This window comes from Thermodesulfobacteriota bacterium (assembly GCA_031082315.1).
Lineage (GTDB): Bacteria > Desulfobacterota > QYQD01 > QYQD01 > QYQD01 > QYQD01.
Map to the genome: position 1 here is coordinate 43,749 of JAVHLC010000008.1, position 16,739 is coordinate 60,487.

19 protein-coding genes are annotated in these 16,739 nt (G+C 49.3%); 9 read left to right on the forward strand and 10 right to left on the reverse strand.

Features of this window, described 5'->3' with window-relative positions:
* Positions 1-45: 45 nt before the first annotated feature.
* From RDU59_08470 to RDU59_08510, 9 genes are all read right to left on the reverse strand, one after another.
* Complete coding sequence (locus RDU59_08470; protein MDQ7838512.1) at positions 46-813, reverse strand: tetratricopeptide repeat protein; 768 nt, start codon at positions 811-813, stop codon at positions 46-48.
* On the reverse strand, positions 813-1,685 hold the full coding sequence (gene hisG, locus RDU59_08475) for an ATP phosphoribosyltransferase (protein ID MDQ7838513.1): 873 nt from the start codon (positions 1,683-1,685) through the stop codon (positions 813-815). The genes RDU59_08470 and hisG overlap by 1 nt, the downstream gene beginning before the upstream one ends.
* Complete coding sequence (gene hisI / locus RDU59_08480; protein MDQ7838514.1) at positions 1,682-2,059, reverse strand: phosphoribosyl-AMP cyclohydrolase; 378 nt, start codon at positions 2,057-2,059, stop codon at positions 1,682-1,684. The genes hisG and hisI overlap by 4 nt, the downstream gene beginning before the upstream one ends.
* 308 nt (positions 2,060-2,367) lie before the next feature.
* On the reverse strand, positions 2,368-3,294 hold the full coding sequence (gene lpxC / locus RDU59_08485; protein MDQ7838515.1) for a UDP-3-O-acyl-N-acetylglucosamine deacetylase: 927 nt from the start codon (positions 3,292-3,294) through the stop codon (positions 2,368-2,370).
* Between the two features lie 236 nt (positions 3,295-3,530).
* Positions 3,531-4,100, reverse strand: a complete 570-nt coding sequence (locus tag RDU59_08490) for a molybdenum cofactor guanylyltransferase (protein ID MDQ7838516.1) — start codon at positions 4,098-4,100, stop codon at positions 3,531-3,533.
* 11 nt (positions 4,101-4,111) lie between these two features.
* The gene (gene era / locus RDU59_08495) at positions 4,112-5,014 is read right to left on the reverse strand and encodes a GTPase Era (protein ID MDQ7838517.1); all 903 of its coding nucleotides are present in this window, start codon (positions 5,012-5,014) and stop codon (positions 4,112-4,114) included.
* Positions 4,998-6,011, reverse strand: a complete 1,014-nt coding sequence (locus RDU59_08500) for a radical SAM protein (GenBank protein MDQ7838518.1) — start codon at positions 6,009-6,011, stop codon at positions 4,998-5,000. Before RDU59_08500 ends, era begins: the two co-directional genes overlap by 17 nt.
* Positions 6,008-6,739, reverse strand: coding sequence for a ribonuclease III (gene rnc, locus RDU59_08505; GenBank protein ID MDQ7838519.1), 732 nt, complete (start codon positions 6,737-6,739; stop codon positions 6,008-6,010). The genes RDU59_08500 and rnc overlap by 4 nt, the downstream gene beginning before the upstream one ends.
* Positions 6,740-6,852: 113 nt before the next feature.
* The gene (locus tag RDU59_08510; GenBank protein MDQ7838520.1) at positions 6,853-7,125 is read right to left on the reverse strand and encodes an HU family DNA-binding protein; all 273 of its coding nucleotides are present in this window, start codon (positions 7,123-7,125) and stop codon (positions 6,853-6,855) included.
* Positions 7,126-7,476: 351 nt separating this feature from the next.
* Here RDU59_08510 and RDU59_08515 point away from each other — a divergent pair, with 351 nt between their 5' ends.
* From RDU59_08515 to RDU59_08540, 6 genes are all read left to right on the forward strand, one after another.
* Entirely contained in the window at positions 7,477-8,049 is a 573-nt protein-coding gene (locus RDU59_08515; protein MDQ7838521.1) for a D-sedoheptulose 7-phosphate isomerase, read from the forward strand.
* A 190-nt stretch (positions 8,050-8,239) separates the two neighbouring features.
* Positions 8,240-9,193 carry a hypothetical protein gene (locus RDU59_08520; GenBank protein MDQ7838522.1) on the forward strand — a complete coding sequence of 318 codons (954 nt, stop codon included), beginning with the start codon at positions 8,240-8,242 and terminating at the stop codon, positions 9,191-9,193.
* Between the two features lie 167 nt (positions 9,194-9,360).
* Positions 9,361-9,579, forward strand: a complete 219-nt coding sequence (locus tag RDU59_08525; protein MDQ7838523.1) for a zinc ribbon domain-containing protein — start codon at positions 9,361-9,363, stop codon at positions 9,577-9,579.
* Between the two features lie 85 nt (positions 9,580-9,664).
* Complete coding sequence (hemC, locus tag RDU59_08530) at positions 9,665-10,609, forward strand: hydroxymethylbilane synthase (protein ID MDQ7838524.1); 945 nt, start codon at positions 9,665-9,667, stop codon at positions 10,607-10,609.
* Positions 10,610-10,808: 199 nt separating this feature from the next.
* Positions 10,809-12,359 (forward strand): uroporphyrinogen-III C-methyltransferase, encoded by a 1,551-nt coding sequence (gene cobA, locus RDU59_08535; GenBank protein ID MDQ7838525.1) that lies wholly within the window; start codon positions 10,809-10,811, stop codon positions 12,357-12,359.
* A 412-nt stretch (positions 12,360-12,771) separates the two neighbouring features.
* Complete coding sequence (locus tag RDU59_08540; GenBank protein ID MDQ7838526.1) at positions 12,772-13,104, forward strand: PilZ domain-containing protein; 333 nt, start codon at positions 12,772-12,774, stop codon at positions 13,102-13,104.
* A 128-nt stretch (positions 13,105-13,232) separates the two neighbouring features.
* On the opposite strand, the gene RDU59_08545 is transcribed toward RDU59_08540, so the two are convergent.
* On the reverse strand, positions 13,233-14,105 hold the full coding sequence (locus tag RDU59_08545) for a hypothetical protein (protein MDQ7838527.1): 873 nt from the start codon (positions 14,103-14,105) through the stop codon (positions 13,233-13,235).
* A gap of 299 nt (positions 14,106-14,404) precedes the next feature.
* On the opposite strand from RDU59_08545, the gene RDU59_08550 reads away from it, so the two are divergent.
* The 3 genes from RDU59_08550 to RDU59_08560 all read left to right on the forward strand — a co-directional run bounded on the left by RDU59_08550 (position 14,405) and on the right by RDU59_08560 (position 16,686).
* The gene (locus RDU59_08550) at positions 14,405-14,626 is read left to right on the forward strand and encodes a hypothetical protein (protein MDQ7838528.1); all 222 of its coding nucleotides are present in this window, start codon (positions 14,405-14,407) and stop codon (positions 14,624-14,626) included.
* Positions 14,627-14,637: 11 nt separating this feature from the next.
* Positions 14,638-14,817: a hypothetical protein gene (locus RDU59_08555; GenBank protein MDQ7838529.1), complete on the forward strand. Its 180-nt coding sequence runs from the start codon at positions 14,638-14,640 to the stop codon at positions 14,815-14,817.
* Between the two features lie 372 nt (positions 14,818-15,189).
* Positions 15,190-16,686 (forward strand): HD domain-containing protein, encoded by a 1,497-nt coding sequence (locus RDU59_08560; protein ID MDQ7838530.1) that lies wholly within the window; start codon positions 15,190-15,192, stop codon positions 16,684-16,686.
* The last annotated feature ends 53 nt before the right edge of the window (positions 16,687-16,739 follow it).

Genomic DNA, 16,739 nt, shown 5'->3' on the forward strand with positions numbered 1-16,739 from the left:
ATGATACCGGGTGACTAAGCCTTGGCTATTTATTGGGATGAGGGCCTATTTTAACTCTGCCATGGTCTTGCGCGCCTGCCTGCCCCATGCGCTGTCCGGGGATAACCGGACCACCTCTTCAAAGGCGGCCAGGGCCTGTATTTCCTTATGTTGACGTAGATAGGCCTCGCCCAGGTGATAATGGGCCTCGGCATACGAAGGGAAATAATTTACGGCCTGTTGAAAGGCGTCTATGGCCTTTTCCAGATCATCTTGCTCCATATAGACTATGCCAAGGTTATTAAAGGCGCTCTCGTAGCGCGGGGAAAACCGAAGCGCCAGGTTGTAATTATGGATGGCCTTGTCGTATTCCTTTTTACGATAGTACGCCCAGCCCATGTTGTTATATGCGAATTGAGGGGTAAGATAGAGAGGGTTGGATAAGGCCAGGTTGAACTGCTGAATAGCCTTATCCCAGTCTTCCAGCGTCAGATAAACGGTCCCCAGGTTATTGTAAGCCTCTGAGAAGTCTGGTTTTAGCTTTATGGCCTGATTAAAGTGCTCAATAGCCTTGTCATAATCGGCGCGTGTAGTGTGGACGCGCCCAAGTATATTATGTACGGCCGGGTTTTCCTGGTCCAGATTGTAAGCGGTTAATGCCTCTCCCAGGGCGGCCGGAAGATTTCCCTCGCTCAGGTAGGTATCGCTCAGCCTCAGGTGTATCATGGTCTTTTTCTGGCGTATAGCCATGTCTTCAGCGCAGGATACGAACGTCAGGGTAAGCAGGATGAGTAAAGAAAACCGCAGCCCTATTCTTTGCCGGGGCATAGCCATTATATCACCTTATTCAGGGAGTATTCTATAATCCCTTCCGCTCCGGCCCTGAGGAGTTTGGGGATAAGGTCTCTGACCGTTTTCTCTTCAACGACGGTCTCCACCGAATACCACTGAGATTGGTAAAGATGGGCTATCGTCGGCGCGTTGAGACTGGGGAGTAAGCCAATGACCACTTCTAATTTTTCTTCAGGGACATTCATCTTAATGCCGACCATTTTGTAGGCCAGCAGGGCGCCTTTTAACAGCAAGGCGATCTGCTGTATCTTTTCCCTTTTCCATTCGTCCTGCCAGGATTCGTTATTGGCGATAAGTTGGGTATTGGACTGCATGAATTCGTGGATGATGTGGAGGCCATGCGCCTTTATGGTGCTGCCGGTCTCGGTAACCTCTACGATAGCGTCAGCTAATCCCGACACCACCTTGGCCTCGGTAGCTCCCCAGGAGAATTCAACCTGGACGGGGATATCCCTTTCCGCAAAATAGCGTTTCGTAAAGTTGACCAATTCTGTAGCTATTTTCTTGCCGGCGAGGTCCTCCAGTTTCTTAATGGGCGAGTTTACCGGCACTGCCAGGACCCAGCGGGTAGGGCGGTTGCTTACCTTGGAATAGACCAGATCATCTACCACCGTAATCTGCGAACCATTTTCCAGTATCCAGTCCTTGCCGGTAAGGCCGGCGTCCAGGGTGCCGTTTTCCACGTAACGGGACATCTCCTGCGCCCGGCAGATGTGACATTCAATGTGTTCATCATCTATCTCCGGGAAATAGCTGCGGGAATTAAGCGAGATCTTCCACCCGGACCTGGCGAATAATTCAAGGGTGGCCTTTTCCAGGCTGCCCTTGGGTATGCCCAGCCTTAGTTTTTTCAAGACTTATAAACCTCCTTGGGATCAAATACCTTTTCTCCTGCTATCTTCAATTCGTTGTCTTCTACCTTCCGATAGAAACAGCTCCTGTACCCGGTGTGGCAGGCCGCGCCGCCAAGCTGATCCACCTTGACCAGTATGGTATCCTCGTCACAGTCAACATAGATTTCTTTTACTGCCTGGACATGACCGGAGCTTTTGCCCTTAAGCCACAGCTCCTGACGGGTGCGGCTGAAGTAATGGACCTTTCCGGTCTCCAGGGTCTTTTGCCAGGCATCTTCATTCATATAGGCGAGCATCAGAACTTCGCCCGTCTTGTAATCCTGGGCAATAGCGGGCAATAACCCGTTGCCCTTGGCAAAATTGAGCTTAACCACGTCTGAACCTTTCTGTTTTCCACATCGGTGACTGATTAGTTTTCATCCGGAAACTATCGTTTCCGAATGAAAGCTTTCAGCGATCAGCGTTCAGCCGTCAGCAAAAAATAAGACAAACAACGTCTTAAGCTGAAAGCTGATAGCTGACTGCTGACCGCTCCATCCGGAAATCTCGCGTTTCCGGATGAACACTAATTAAAGGGTAAGCAGGCGATTGTCAACCAAAAACTGCCCTGGAGTAAGCGCGTACCTATTCCCGAGGGTTATTTACCGATGATTTACGGAGAGTGCTTGCTTAGTCGGACAGACTAGAATGGGGCCGCAGGGGCGACTACATTGACATACCCCACACCGGGTTGCGGATTGTGTTGCCCAAGAAACCCCGCACACTCGACCCAGCGTCCCGTTTGCATGGCTATTTTCTGAAGCAGGCGGTGGTGTAGCGCATGTCCGGATTTATGGACTACAATGTGTCCCAGGATCGGCTTGCCGAGGAGCGCTATATCTCCAAGTAAGTCCAGGATCTTGTGACGGACAAACTCGTTCTCAAATCTCAGGCCGCCTTCGTTGAGAATAGAAGAGTCGTCCATGACGATAGCATTGTCGAGAGAGCCTCCTAAGGCAAAGCCGTTTTCCTTAAGATTTTGGACTTCGTACAGGAAACCGAAGGTCCGGGCATTTGCAATTTCCTGGCAGAACGTCTCTTCTGAGAAGGCCATGCTATAAGATTGCTGTTGTATAAGGGGATGATTAAAATCAATGCTGTATGTGATCTTCAGGGAGTCGTCCGGATATATAGATAGAGTTTTATCTTCACAACGAACCTGGATAGGTTCGGTTATCTTAATATATACCCTTTTTTCTCTTTGTTTGACCGGCCTGGCCTTATTCAGCATAAGGACAAATGGCGCGGCGCTTCCATCCAGACTGGGAACCTCCGGGCCGTCTATCTCGACGAGCGCATTATCTATTCCCATACCCATAAAGGCCGCCATAAGGTGTTCCACAGTAGCCACACTGGCATCTCCCACGCCCAATGTAGTGGCCAGGGTTGTGTCTGTTATATGCTTGTAATGAGCGGGAACTGATGGCTTGCCCGGCAGGTCGGTGCGTCTGAAGATAATCCCGGTATTAGCCGGAGCAGGTTTAATGATTAGATTAACCTCTAATCCGTTATGCAGGCCTATTCCTGAACATCTTACTTCTTGAGTTATGGTATGCTGATAAGGTGACAAAGTAAACCCTTTCTAATAAAAGTTACTCAGTGTATATGCAATACTCGTGCCTATGTTAGTTAAGATGGCCCCTGATAATTATTTGCCGTTATTTCAAATTGTTATGTGATAGCTTTCCGGGTGTTTTTTCTATAGCTTCCATAAAACTGTTCTTCTGGTTACGGCCACCTGTGTCGAAAAGGACACGACAGGCGCGTAGGTTATGTACTTTTTATAACAAGTTGCCATAAGGCGCCTCATTGTGCTTTTACCCAGTCTTCAGGTGTATTAATATTAATACAGGAACGCATCTCCGGATCGATTTCAGATAACTCCGCCCCGGTTATGGTTTTTATTCTAACCCGGTTATAAAAACCGGTAGTCTTAAGCTGGTCGGCGATAAGGTCTTCATGAATGTAATCGAGACATCTTCGGGCATATACGGCATGGAGCGGCTCATAACCACCGGAGATAAGCGGTACAATGACATCCCGTTTTGGACTTGTCTGCTTCAGGATGTAATCAATGACCTCTTTCTTCAAAAAGGGCATGTCACAGGCCACAACAAAGGCATGGGACGAGGCGGCATAAAAAAGACCGGTGTAAAGTCCGCCCAAAGGGCCTTTTCCTTTTATGAGGTCGGTTACTACCTTAACGCCTAGAAAGGAATAAGCGCATGGGTGGTTGGTCACCACGATTAACTCATCGAATATGTCTTTCAGAACCTCACAGATGTGACCTATAATAGGCCTGCCTTCCAGCGCCAGCAGGGCCTTATTTTCTTTCATCCGCTCACTTTTCCCGCCGGCCAGTATTATGGCAGTCATTTTTTGGACCATTAGTATCCTAGTTGCTTGATAATCTCCGGACTCTTTGCCCAGCCTTTGCGTATCTTGACCCACAGCCTGAGGAAGACCTTTGTGCCGACCATAACCTCTATCTCCCTGCGGGCGGACTCACCAATTTTCTTAAGCAGGCTGCCGCCCTTACCGATCACGATACCTTTCTGTGAATCCTTCTCCACATAAATTGTAGCGGAGATGGATGTGATCTGTTTTTCGGCATTTTCCTTGAATTCATCAATAATTACTGCCGTGGCATAGGGAATTTCCTGGCCGGTCAAGAGAAATATTTTTTCGCGGATAATCTCAGCGGCAATAAAGCGTTCCGGCTGATCGGTAATCATGTCCGCCGGATAATAAGGAACTCCGGCCGGTATGAGTGTAAGCATATCCGTCAACAGGAGATCCACGCCCTCTCCGGTCAGAGCGGATACGGGAACAATGGCCTTGAAGTCATAAATATCTTTATACTGCGCAATTAACGGCAAAAGGGTTTCCTTTTTTATCAGGTCTATCTTGTTGATAGCCAGGATGACGGGGGTAGGGATATTGTGCAGCTTTTCGATAACCAGCGCCGTATCATTACCAAATGGATGGAGACCGGCATCTACGGTCAGGAGGACGACGTCAACCTCGCGCAAGGTATCTACGGCAGCCTTCACCATGAATTCGCCCAGGACATTTTTGGCCTTGTGGATACCCGGTGTATCCAGGAAGATAATCTGATATTCCGATTGGGTCAGGATTCCTAATATCCTGTTTCGTGTCGTCTGGGGGCGGGGAGAGACTATGGCCGTCTTTTGCCCTAAAAACCGGTTAAGGAGCGTGGATTTACCTACATTGGGGGCGCCAATAATGGCCACATATCCGGACTTGAAATCTTTAACCTCGTGTGACATGGAAATCCCCCCGGCCAAGACTCTGATCGGTCCATACCTTCAATGACCGTATGGCGCTTTTTTTTTGCAGGTCAGCAAGGACGCGTTTTTTAAAGCCGGTCAACAAGGAAACGTCAGACGGCGCGATCCATATCCCGACTTCATCCGAACCGCGAAAAGGCTCTAATTTTTTCATCAAGTCATTTTTAAAGACTTCAGCCCTGACTATCTGACCGAATGCCGGATGATAAGGGCCGGCGATAAGATTCTTCTCCAGACCGGCGTCTGCCTGGAGACCCATGCGGATGACGGCAATGCCTCTTTCCCGGCCAAGGATGAATATATCCCGGCATATCTCTACAGCTTCCTCGAGCGTAAGCGGATGGTATTCTCCTTTTTGGTAAAGGTCGGCTAAGACCGTCCCCCTTAAGACCAGCGTAGGATAGATACGCATGAAGTCCGGCTTATGAGCGAAGAGTGGTTCGAGGGCGCCGAGGATTTCCCTGCGGTCTTCGCCGGGCAAGCCGATCATAATCTGTGCCCCCACCTGGAATCCAGCCTCCTTAAGCATTCGAACGGCCCGTAGATTGTCCCGGGAGGTGTGTCCGCGGCGCGTCCTGTCCAGTACGGCGTCATTCATGGATTGGATGCCCAGTTCCACGGTCTTTACCGGGTATTTCCTGAGCAGCGTGATCTCTTCCGTATTGATATAATCAGGTCTTGTGGAAAGGCGGACAGAATGGACTTTTTTTTCTTCCCAGAAAGGCAGCACCACAGAGAGGGTTTCTTCTTGAAGGGCGGTATCCAGGCCGGTGAATGTCCCGCCGTAAAAGGCTACCTGGGTCTCTGTCCTTTGCGCCTTTCTTTTCCTGTTCAGCCCTTCTTCAATAGTAGATGCCACCCATTTTGCCGTTATGGGTGAGATATCCTGGCCGGTTATGTTGGGCTGATTACAGAAGATGCATTTTTGGGGGCATCCCTGGTGAGAGATGAAGATGGGTATGATATACGGATTCATTGACTTTTTGCGAGATCTTTAATTTTGACGGCTGCGAGTTTTTTCAGGGCGTTCTGGGCGGCCTTTTGTTCGGCCGCTTTCTTATTTTTGCCCATTCCACGGGCCAATATTCCCCCGTTAAGTTTAACGCCTATGGCAAACCTTTTCTGATGTTCGGGCCCTGATTCTTTCAATACGACATATTCCGGTATCGCCTTGAATTCCTCCTGTGTATATTCCTGCAGCTGGCTCTTAAAATCCAGCAGAGATCTTCTGCTGATTGACGCGGGGAGAAACGGCAGAAAATGTTTTTTTACCAGATTGTGTACCGGTTCCAGTCCGCCGTCAAGATAGATAGCAGCCAGGAGCGCCTCATAGGTATCGGCCAATATGGAATTTTTAGCGCGACCTCCGGATAATTCTTCGCCTTTGCCCAATAGCAGAAACTTCCCCAGGTTTAATTTTTTGGCCAATTGGGAGAGGCTGTTTTCACTGACCATGTTGGCCTTTAACTGGGACAGGGTGCCTTCTTCGTAATCCGGATATTTAACAAAAAGGAGATGACCGACGGCCAACCCCAGTACGGCATCCCCCAGAAATTCAAGACATTCGTTGTTTGCCGGTTTTGATGTCTGTTCATAGCTGTATGAGCGATGTACAAGGGCCTGATTCAGGAGCATTTTATCTTTAAAAATATAGGAAATTTTCTTTTCGAGACCGTGTAAAATTTTTTCCCGCATTGATTCCATGGCAATTAAACATACTTATTGCGCTTGTCCTGTATTGTCAAGGCCATAAAAAACCAGGCCATCCCTAAGGCGGATGGCCTGGTTTTTATACAAGTTATTGATAACGGATCTTATTACTTTATATGGCCTTTCAGGTCTTTCCCGGGCCTGAACTTGACCACCTTGGACGCCTTAATCTTGATCGGCTGACCGGTTTGAGGATTGCGCCCTGTCCTGGCCTTACGTTTGGAGACACTAAAGGTGCCGAAACCGGTAAGCGCCATTCTGCCTTCTTTTTTGAGGACTTCTTTGACGGCGCCAAGAAGAGTATTAATGGCCTTTTCTGCTTCTACCTTTTTTATCCCCACTTCTTCGGCTACTTTTGCAACTAATTCCGCTTTGGTCATAATTTATTCTCCCCCTTAATTATTATTAATTTGGTTAGCCTGCTAACCTTGGTGGCCCTATGTGTACTTACCTTAAGCCGGAGTATTCGCTAAAAAGCAGCCTATATCTTTATAATTAAAGATTGCTGGGACAAATATCACATCTACATTAGGATTTCAACAAAAAAAACAGCAAGATAATCTTTTTTATTTTTCACAGTCATGGGTCAGCGCATTTAATATTAAAAGTAGCGGGCTGCAATAGAGGGGGCGGCTGAAGTATCTAGGCCATTTTACTTGGAAATCAGGACATTAACGTTGACAGGCATAGATAAAAATATTATCTTGATCCCGGTTTACAGGGGGTAGCAGGTGGATCATATTATCCGGCGGAGTTTACAGGATTCCCTGAGAATAAAGGAAAAATTTATCCTGGACCATGCCGATCGAATTAAAGAATTGGCCGTGTGGATTGCAGAGGCCTTCGGCCGCGGCGGGAAACTGCTTATCTTCGGCAATGGCGGCAGTGCGGCTGATGCCCAGCATATAGCCGCAGAGTTTGTCAACCGCTTTATGATCGAAAGACCGCCCCTGCCCGCCTTAGCCTTAACCACCGATACATCGATTTTGACCAGTATCAGTAATGATTATGACTATAGCGAGGTATTTGCCAAGCAGGTAAGGGCCCTTGGTCGCAAAGGAGATATTGCCCTGGGTATCAGCACCAGCGGTAATTCGCCCAACGTAGTCAAGGGACTGGAAGTGTCCGGAGAGATGGGGATTAAAACCGTGGCCCTGGCCGGGAAGGATGGCGGCAGGATAGCCGGGATGTCTGACCTGGCATTTGTCGTCTCTTCTGACCGGGTACCGCGCGTGCAGGAGGCGCATGGTCTGTTCGGGCACATTCTCTGTGAGCTGGTGGATTATATCCTTTTCCAACGTTGACGGCTTCGTAAAAAGTAACAAATTACCGCAGAGGTCGCAGAGAACGCGGAGATAACATATCGAATAGTTTATATTTTTTCTCTGCGGCCTCTGCGTGCTCTGCGGTGAAAAGGCTTCTTTACGAATTCATCAACGTTCGTCTGCATAAATTAGCCGTTTTATCATCTCTACATCGGGCCGGACTTAAGGTATGAAACAAAAAATTAGGCCGATTGACACTGGAAAGATCAAGACCTATAGTCTCAAAGAAAGAGAGAGCAAGGTTTCCCGGGAACATTTTGGCCGGGTCTTGCCTCCCGGGGCCCGGTTCTCTGATTTTTTGCAGTCATTGCCCGATATCTTGGCAGGCAGTGACTTGCGCGCCATTGTAAAAAGGGTGGCAGAGGCGGTTCGTAACGGCAGACCCGTCCTTATTGGGATGGGCGCCCATGTTATAAAGGTGGGCCTGAATCCCATCCTGATCGCCCTTATGGAAAAGGGCGTTGTTTCCGGTCTGGCCGTAAACGGGGCCTGTATTATCCACGACACAGAAATAGCCATGGTAGGCCGGACCTCCGAGGATGTGGCTGTGGCGCTGGGCGGCGGCGATTTTGGCATGGCTGAGGAAACGGCTGGTTTTCTAAACGAGGCTATAACCCGGGGGGCAGAGGAAGGTCTGGGGCTTGGTGAAGCAGTGGGCAGAAGGATATTGGAAAGCGGCTTACCTTACGCCCACCTGAGTTTGCTGGCCACAGCAGCCAGACTGGATATCCCGCTGACGGTTCACGTGGCAATCGGCGCTGATATCATCCATATGCATCCAAAGGCCGACGGCGCAGCTATAGGGAAGACCAGTCTCCATGACTTTAGGGTTTTTTGCAGTTTAGTGGCTATGCTGGATGGCGGGGTATATTTTAATATCGGTTCAGCGGTAATCCTCCCGGAGGTCTTTTTAAAGGCCCTTAGTGTGGCCCGGAACCTCGGCCACGAGGTGAAACAGTTTACAACCGTGAATATGGACTTTATCCGCCATTACCGGCCCATGACTAATGTGGTTTCCCGGCCCACAATGGATGGCGGCCAGGGTTATTGTCTGGTCGGACACCACGAGATTATGGTGCCGCTCCTGGCTGCGGCCATACTGGAAGAATTGCAGATAAGCTAAGTTTGATGAACTCGTAAAAAGTAAAATTTTACCGCAGAGATCGCCGAGAACGCTGAGATAACATATTGAATAGTTTACAGTTTTTCTCTGCGCACTCTGCGTGCTCAGCGGTGAAAAGGCTTTTTTACGAATTGATCAAGTTTGATAATCTTTAGAAGGAGTAAGGAATGCCTATCTTTGAATTTCACTGTCTGGACTGTGGAAAAGACTTTGAGACCTTAGTGCTCAGTAAATCAGACCGGATTGATTGCCCCAAGTGTCATAGCGCCCATTTAGAGAAGCTGATGTCCTCCTGCGCCTTTAAAAGCGGGAGCAAGTTTACCGGCACGGCCGGCTCAAGCAGCTGTACAAGCTGCTCCAGCAAATCGTGCAGCACGTGTCATTAATATTGAACATATTCCGGCAGCCTTCCTGAGGCGGGGACTGCCGGTTTTTTATGTTTTTTGCCCGATTAAGATAAGGACCTTGAATATGCCTTTTGACCTGAAAAACATACGCATCGGAACCCGGGGCAGCGCCCTGGCCATGACCCAATCTACATGGGTTAAGAATGAGATCGAGGCCAGATTGCCGGATTCCCGGGTCTCCCTGGTTAAGATAACCACTCAGGGAGATAAAATATTGGACGTTCCTCTGGCCAAGGTCGGTGGAAAGGGTCTTTTTGTCAAGGAGATTGAAGAAGCCCTTTTACGGGGCGAGATTGATCTGGCTGTGCACAGTATGAAGGATGTCCCTACGGATTTGCCGGATGAACTTCATATCGGCATCACAACAAAAAGGGAAGACCCCCGTGACGTGCTTATTACTCAAGGGGGAGAAAAACTCGACGGCCTTCCTTTAAAGGCCCGGATCGGCACGAGCAGCCTGCGACGCAGCGCCCAACTCCTGGCCCATCGGGGAGATTTTGAGATCATTTCACTCCGGGGGAACCTGGATACGCGTATACGGAAACTAAAGACAGAGTCCCTGCACGCGGTAATTGTGGCCGCGGCTGGTATCAATCGTATGGGCATTAAAGACGTGATTACTGAATATCTGCCGGTTGAGATTATGCTGCCGGCTATTGGGCAGGGGGCGCTCGGTATTGAACTCCGTCGTGAAGATAAAGACCTCCTGGAGGCCATTTCTTTCTTGAATCATATCGAAACGGCAATAACTGTGCGGGCTGAACGAGCGTATCTAAAAAGGCTTGAGGGCGGCTGTCAGGTGCCGATCGGGGCCTTTGGAGAGATACTGGATGGGCGGCTTAGCCTGCGCGGTATCGTGGCCGACCCTTCAGGCGTGCGCTTTTTTAAAAAGGACATGATCGGCTCGCTAAGTGATCCGGAAGGGCTGGGAACGGTCCTGGCCGAGGATATTTTGGATATGGGCGCACGGCAGGTGCTGGAAGAGGTATATAAACGAACTCTGAATTAGTTTTTACCCGGAAATCCAAAAATTCCGGACGGAGCAGTCAGCATGAAGCCGGTTCACCGTTGACTGTTGACCGTTTACTGAAAGAAAATGTCGGACAACGGTTAACGGTTAACGGATAGCAAAAATGCTGATGGCTGAATGCGTGAATCCGAAGACGGTAGTTTCCGGATGAACTCTGAGAATTAATGGAAAAATAACGATGTCCTGTACTCAAATGAAGAAGAGCGGAAAGGTATTTCTGGTAGGGGCCGGGCCGGGCGATCCGGGCCTGATTACGGTCAAGGCCAGAGAGGTCCTGGGTGAGGCCGAGGTGGTCATATATGACTACCTGGCCAGTAAACGCCATCTTGACTATGTCCCGGAAGAGGCGGAGCGCATCTATGTGGGGAAAAAGGGCGGCTGCCATACTATGGCGCAGGGAGACATTAACCAACTTATTGTGGAGCGTGCCAGAGAAGGGAAACGGGTGGTGCGTCTTAAGGGCGGAGATCCCTTTATCTTTGGCCGGGGTGGAGAAGAGGCCGAGGAGTTGTTTGAGGCCGGGGTGCCGTTTGAGGTGATCCCGGGCGTGACTTCGGGCATTGCTGCGGCTGCCTATGCGGGCATACCGCTAACCCACCGCCGCTATACCACAAACGTGGCCTTCATTACCGGGCATGAGGACCCGACCAAAGAGGGAAGCGGCATTGCCTGGGATAAGATTGCTACCGGCATAGGGACACTCGTTTTTTTTATGGGGGTCAAAAACCTCTCCCATATTGTAGAAAATCTCGTTGCGAATGGGAGGTCTCCTGAGACGCCCTGCGCAGTCATCCGCTGGGGTACGACTCTGAAACAGGAGACGGTCGTGGGACGCCTTTTAGATATCGTGCAGTTGGTTAAGGAAAAGGGCCTGAAACCCCCGGCCATAACCGTAGTGGGCGAGGTGGTAGGTTTACGGGAATCTCTTTCCTGGTTTGAAAACAAGCCACTTTTTGGAAGACGTATCGTGGTTACCCGTACGCGGGAACAGGCCAGTGACTTGGTGCGAAGGCTGGAAGAGTTAGGGGCGGCCTGCGAGGAATTCCCCACTATCCGCATTGTCCCTCCCGATAGCTGGGAGCCGCTGGATAAGGCCATAAAGGACATTAAAGAATTTGACTGGGTCATCTTTACGAGCGTTAACGGCGTCAAGAATTTTTTGCTGAGGTTAAAGGCTACCGGCGGTGACCTTCGTTCTCTGAGCGCGTGCAAGGTGGCTGCTATCGGCCCCAGGACAGCCGAGATGCTGGAAGACCTCTACCTTAAACTGGATTTTGTCCCTTCCGAATACCGGGCTGAGGGTATTATTGAAGGTCTGAAGGCCCTGGGTATAGCCGGTAAAAAAGTGCTTATCCCCCGGGCGGAGGTTGCGAGAGAGATATTGCCGGAGAAGTTAGCGGAAGCCGGCGCCAAGGTTAAAGTAGTGCCGGCCTACAAGACGGTCAAACCGGAGGCGGAAGAGGCTGAGGCCTTGGTCAAGCTCCTGAAAGCTGGAGAAATCGATATGGCGACCTTTACCAGTTCATCTACTGTCAGCAATTTTGTGGAGATGCTGGGAAGCGACCGGATTGTCTCCCTCTTGGAAGGAGTTGACATCGCCTGCATCGGGCCGGTCACCGCGGAGACAGCACAAAAATTTGGTATTCAGACCCAGGTCATGCCTCAGGAATACACCATCGACAGCATGGTGCAGAGTATCGAGGCGTTTTACCGCGACAAGCATCGATAAGAAACCTGGACTTCCCCCAAAAATATTAACGGATTTTATTTAACATATTGATTTTTATTAGGATATTTCATTTCAGAAATGGAATCCTTCATTCCTTCGCTTCATGGCTTCCGCGGTGACCCTATCGGGATTCGCAGGCGGGGAATGCTTGCCCCGGCATCGATGGACGCCCTAATCAGCGGCGGCGTTTCAATCCGCCACGTCTGCTAAATTCTCTTCTGCATCCTGTCGATAACGGTATTAACTCATTGATGCCGCTTTGACCGGGTAGCCTTATTATTTCAATCTCTATCCACGTAAAAATCCATTGAATATATTCTGAAAAAGTACGATAAGAATATATGACGCTCAACCAAGGGCGCCACGAAGTGGATACCAGGACCCTGCCGCAACAGCAAAAGGAGTGTCGCGCATGAATTCGGAAAAAGAAAGAAGAAAATACGAACGCATTCCAACCTTTCTTCCTATTACCTACTCTGACGGCAAAAAATTTTTCAAAGAGTATGCCCACGACGTCAGCCTGAGCGGTCTGCTGATTAAAAGCATTGATCCCTGTGAGATAGGCATGCCCCTGGATATGGCCATCGATGCGCACGTACCAATAAAGGCAAAGGGTAGGGTGGCCTGGGTAAAAAAAGATGATTACCTGTACAGGATAGGCGTTCAGTTGAAAGGGATGGATGTATATACGGCAGCCGATTGGGCTAACTTCCTGAACCGCGTACCAAAATCTACCGCTCATTAGAGCCGGCACGGGATACTCCTTACAGCCTGCCGCCGCCGTAGGAGCAGCATCCTGCTGCGACGGGCATCTGTTCGCACCTGGAAGGTGCTCCTACAATGGGGTGAGCATGGTTTCCGGATGGATACGAGCTAGGGTTTACTTATCCGGCTGACAATACCTTCCAGAAATACCTTGTCCAGGGCAGATGGCTTTCGGTGGATGGAAAAGAGATAGCGTCCTTCGACTATATCCGGCCTTAGAAAAGGCAGACAATGCCATTTGAATTCGGAAATAGGTATGGTGTTCAGGACCTCAAGATATTTGCTGCTTTTACTCCGTTTAACCGGCGTCTGGGTTTGGATGTATAAGACCCCCTTGAGCGGCTTCTTTTCTAAGAGGGCGTCGATGTCTATCTTGTCTTTAGCAATAGTCCCGATGAGTTTAATAAAGTTGACCGCTGTGAACTTCCTTTGACGGGAAAGCCGGTAATACATCTGGCTGTTTTCATCAAATCTTATTTCCTTATACCCTAATCCAGTCGCCCAGCCTTCTGAACGCACGTTTTGCCTCATAGCTACATCAATGATGCCGAGAGTAATACTTGCAGGCATCTTAAGGCATGAGCAGGCATCACTTCGGGCGGCCTGTTCTTCGCTATATCCGAGATATTGCCAGAAACTATCGGCCATTTCTCTTTGTTTGCCTATGACCGTTTCCAAAATAGCCTGCATGTCCCGGAGTTTTTTCTCTTCCCGCCGTGGGGCCTTTAGATATCGTTCTTTATGCAGAAGAAATAAATTAGGGTCTTTTGCCCAGTTGAGCTTTTCATAGGCCAGATTGATTTCAGCAGCCCGTTCTGTGCTTTTCCGGCGGGCGCTTTCTGTCTGCCTTCGCAGTTTGTCCGGATGGTGGGCCTGTTGCAGGGCGCGGTAGCAGGCCCTGACCAGGTTATAGAGGGCTTCATCATCCATGCGTGCCACAATCTGTGGTGTTATGCCGAGTATTGCGAAAGGGTTTTTCATTTTTCCGTCTTGCTTAAGGTATTTGATGCCATAGATACCTTCATGTATAGACTACAAAGGTTCGATAAATTTTGTATCTATTATACCCTAACTTACAAAATCATTCCATTTATTACCCCGGCAATTAAAAAGCCTAAATCCCCCCTCACCCCCCTTTAGAAAAGGAGGGATGGGGGGATTTGGCAAGTTTATATATTTAACTGCCGTTGTAATAACTAGATATTTTAGCGTAAAGATTCAATTGCCGATAAGAAAAGTAAGAAGAGATGAAAAGCCGGACTCAAGGGGGAGGTGCGGTTATGAATCGACATGATAGCAATAAAATGGGCGACAGGAAAATGGTGATGGAAAAAGGAGGAACGATTTATAACCTGTATATGCTGGCCTGGCCGGACCTCATGGACGAGGAGCTAAGGGTCTTTCTTGATAATAAGGGGCATTTGCCGGATGAGGGCATGAAAAGGTTCTGCGGAGAGGCAGGGGAACTCTCTGACTATTTTGATTATTTTTGCCATCGTTGAGGAGAAAGAAGATGTCCGACTATTATTACTGTCGATTTTGTCCGCGTGTGGAACGTTGCTGGCAGGTCTGGGATTATCTGGGCGGCGCTTTGTGTGAGATGCCCATATCATCCGTAAGCTTCCGGGCTCCGCGCGATTCCGAGTGCAGTGGTGACTGCGGTCAAGATAAAGAGGCCAAAAAGAATAAGTAACAAGTCTGAGTTATCCATTCCGATTGGCGATTTTTGCCTTCCTACCGGCGGAGGATCACTGATCCGTATCAGGGGTTTGTTCCAAAAATCGAATTTGATTTCTCATAACACTTTAGGTGTTTGAAACCGTCCTACATTCAAAAAAAGCTATTAATCTGGAACCCAGGAAATCAGGAAAAGATAGGCCCTCTTTATTTGGGTTTGCACTTCCCTGAGTTTCTGAGTTCCAGATTTGATATGTTTCTTTGCACTTTTTATCATGCATTCTCAAAACGCTAAATTGTTACGATTTCTCAATTCCTTGTTTTAATCTCGTGACCTGGGTTTGTCGATTTTCTTGAAAAACCCCCTGCTACCTGTTAAAAGTATTTCATGGCTGATTTTTTAAGGCTTGATGTCCGGAGTTTTTTGCCGCCGGAGGTCCTGGGATTCGTGCACAGGTGCGCGCGTGAAGGGATCAAGATTTGCGTGGCGGGCGGCACTATCCGGGACGTGATTCTCGGCCGGGAGGTAAAGGATATTGATCTTACGGTTTCCAGAGATGCGCCGGCGCTGGCGCAGAATTTTGCGGAAATCGTGCACGGCGCCTTTATCCTTCTGGACGATGTTGAGAAGGTGGCCCGGGTGGTCTTCGCGGGTTATCAGATAGACTTTGCGGAATTTCGCAAGGGGAGCCGGACCCTGGAGGAAGACCTAAGCCTGCGCGACCTGACCATAAATGCCATGGCCGTTTGCTTTGCTGGCGATGAGCTTAAGGCCCCCTTGACCCTTATTGATCCGGTGGGCGGGCATGCAGACATTGAAGGCAGACTGATCCGTTTCATAAGCGGGCAGGGCATAATAGATGACCCTTTGCGTATGCTGAGGGCCTACCGCTTTGCCGCTGCCCTTGACTTTAAAATAGATCCCGCATCCCGTGAAATGACAGGAAGATACGGGGCGCTCATCAAAAATACTTCTGTAGAGCGCATAGCCTATGAATTGAACGCCCTGTTGGGCGCAAAAAATAGTTATCCCGCCTTGCGATGGATGGCTGAAGACGGGCTTTTCTCGACTATCTGCCCGGAAATAGAGGACATGTACGGCGTACAGCAATATGGCTACCATCATCTGGATGTTTATGGCCATTCCTTTCTCACCCTTTACTATATAGAAAAAATCGAGGCTAATCCGGCAGATTATTTTCCTGATAAGTACAAGGGAGAAATAGAGGAATATCTGCGACACGACGCAAAATCTGTCCTCCTGAAATGGGCGGCGCTTTTTCATGATATAGGAAAACCAAAGACAGCGGAGGAGAACGGCGAAAAATCCACCTTTTACAACCACGATCAGGTCGGCGCGGCTATATTTGCCAATTTTGCCCGGAGGCTTAAATGGAGCCACAAGCACCTTGAGTTTGTGGAGAAGCTGATCTATCTCCATATGCGTCCCTTTCATCTGGTAAATGTCTTAAGGTCGGGGGAGGTGACCCCGCGGGCCCTGAGGCGTTTGATCCGGGAGGCGGGAGACGAGCTTACCGGATTGTTTGTCCTGGCTATGGCCGATAGTCTGGCCGGCATTGGGCCGGCCAAGCCGGATGATTGCGAGGCCTTGCTGGTGCAGCTTTTCGAGACCACGCTTACTTTCTATAAGGAGAAGGTAAAACCGCTTCTTACCCGTCCGCGGCTTATAACCGGCCATGATTTGATAAACATCTTTCATCTTGAGCCGGGTCCTTTTTTCAAGGTCTTGATGGAGGAGATGGAGGACGCCCAGGTCGAGGGCCGGGTAAGTACCCGGGACGAGGCACTAGAATGGGTGACGGCGCGTTTAAAGGAAGGATCTCACCGCAAAGGCGCAAAGGGCGCGAAGGAAGACCTGGAATGATAAGATAGGAAACCGTCATTCCTTCGCTTCACGGCTTGCGCAGTGACCCTTTC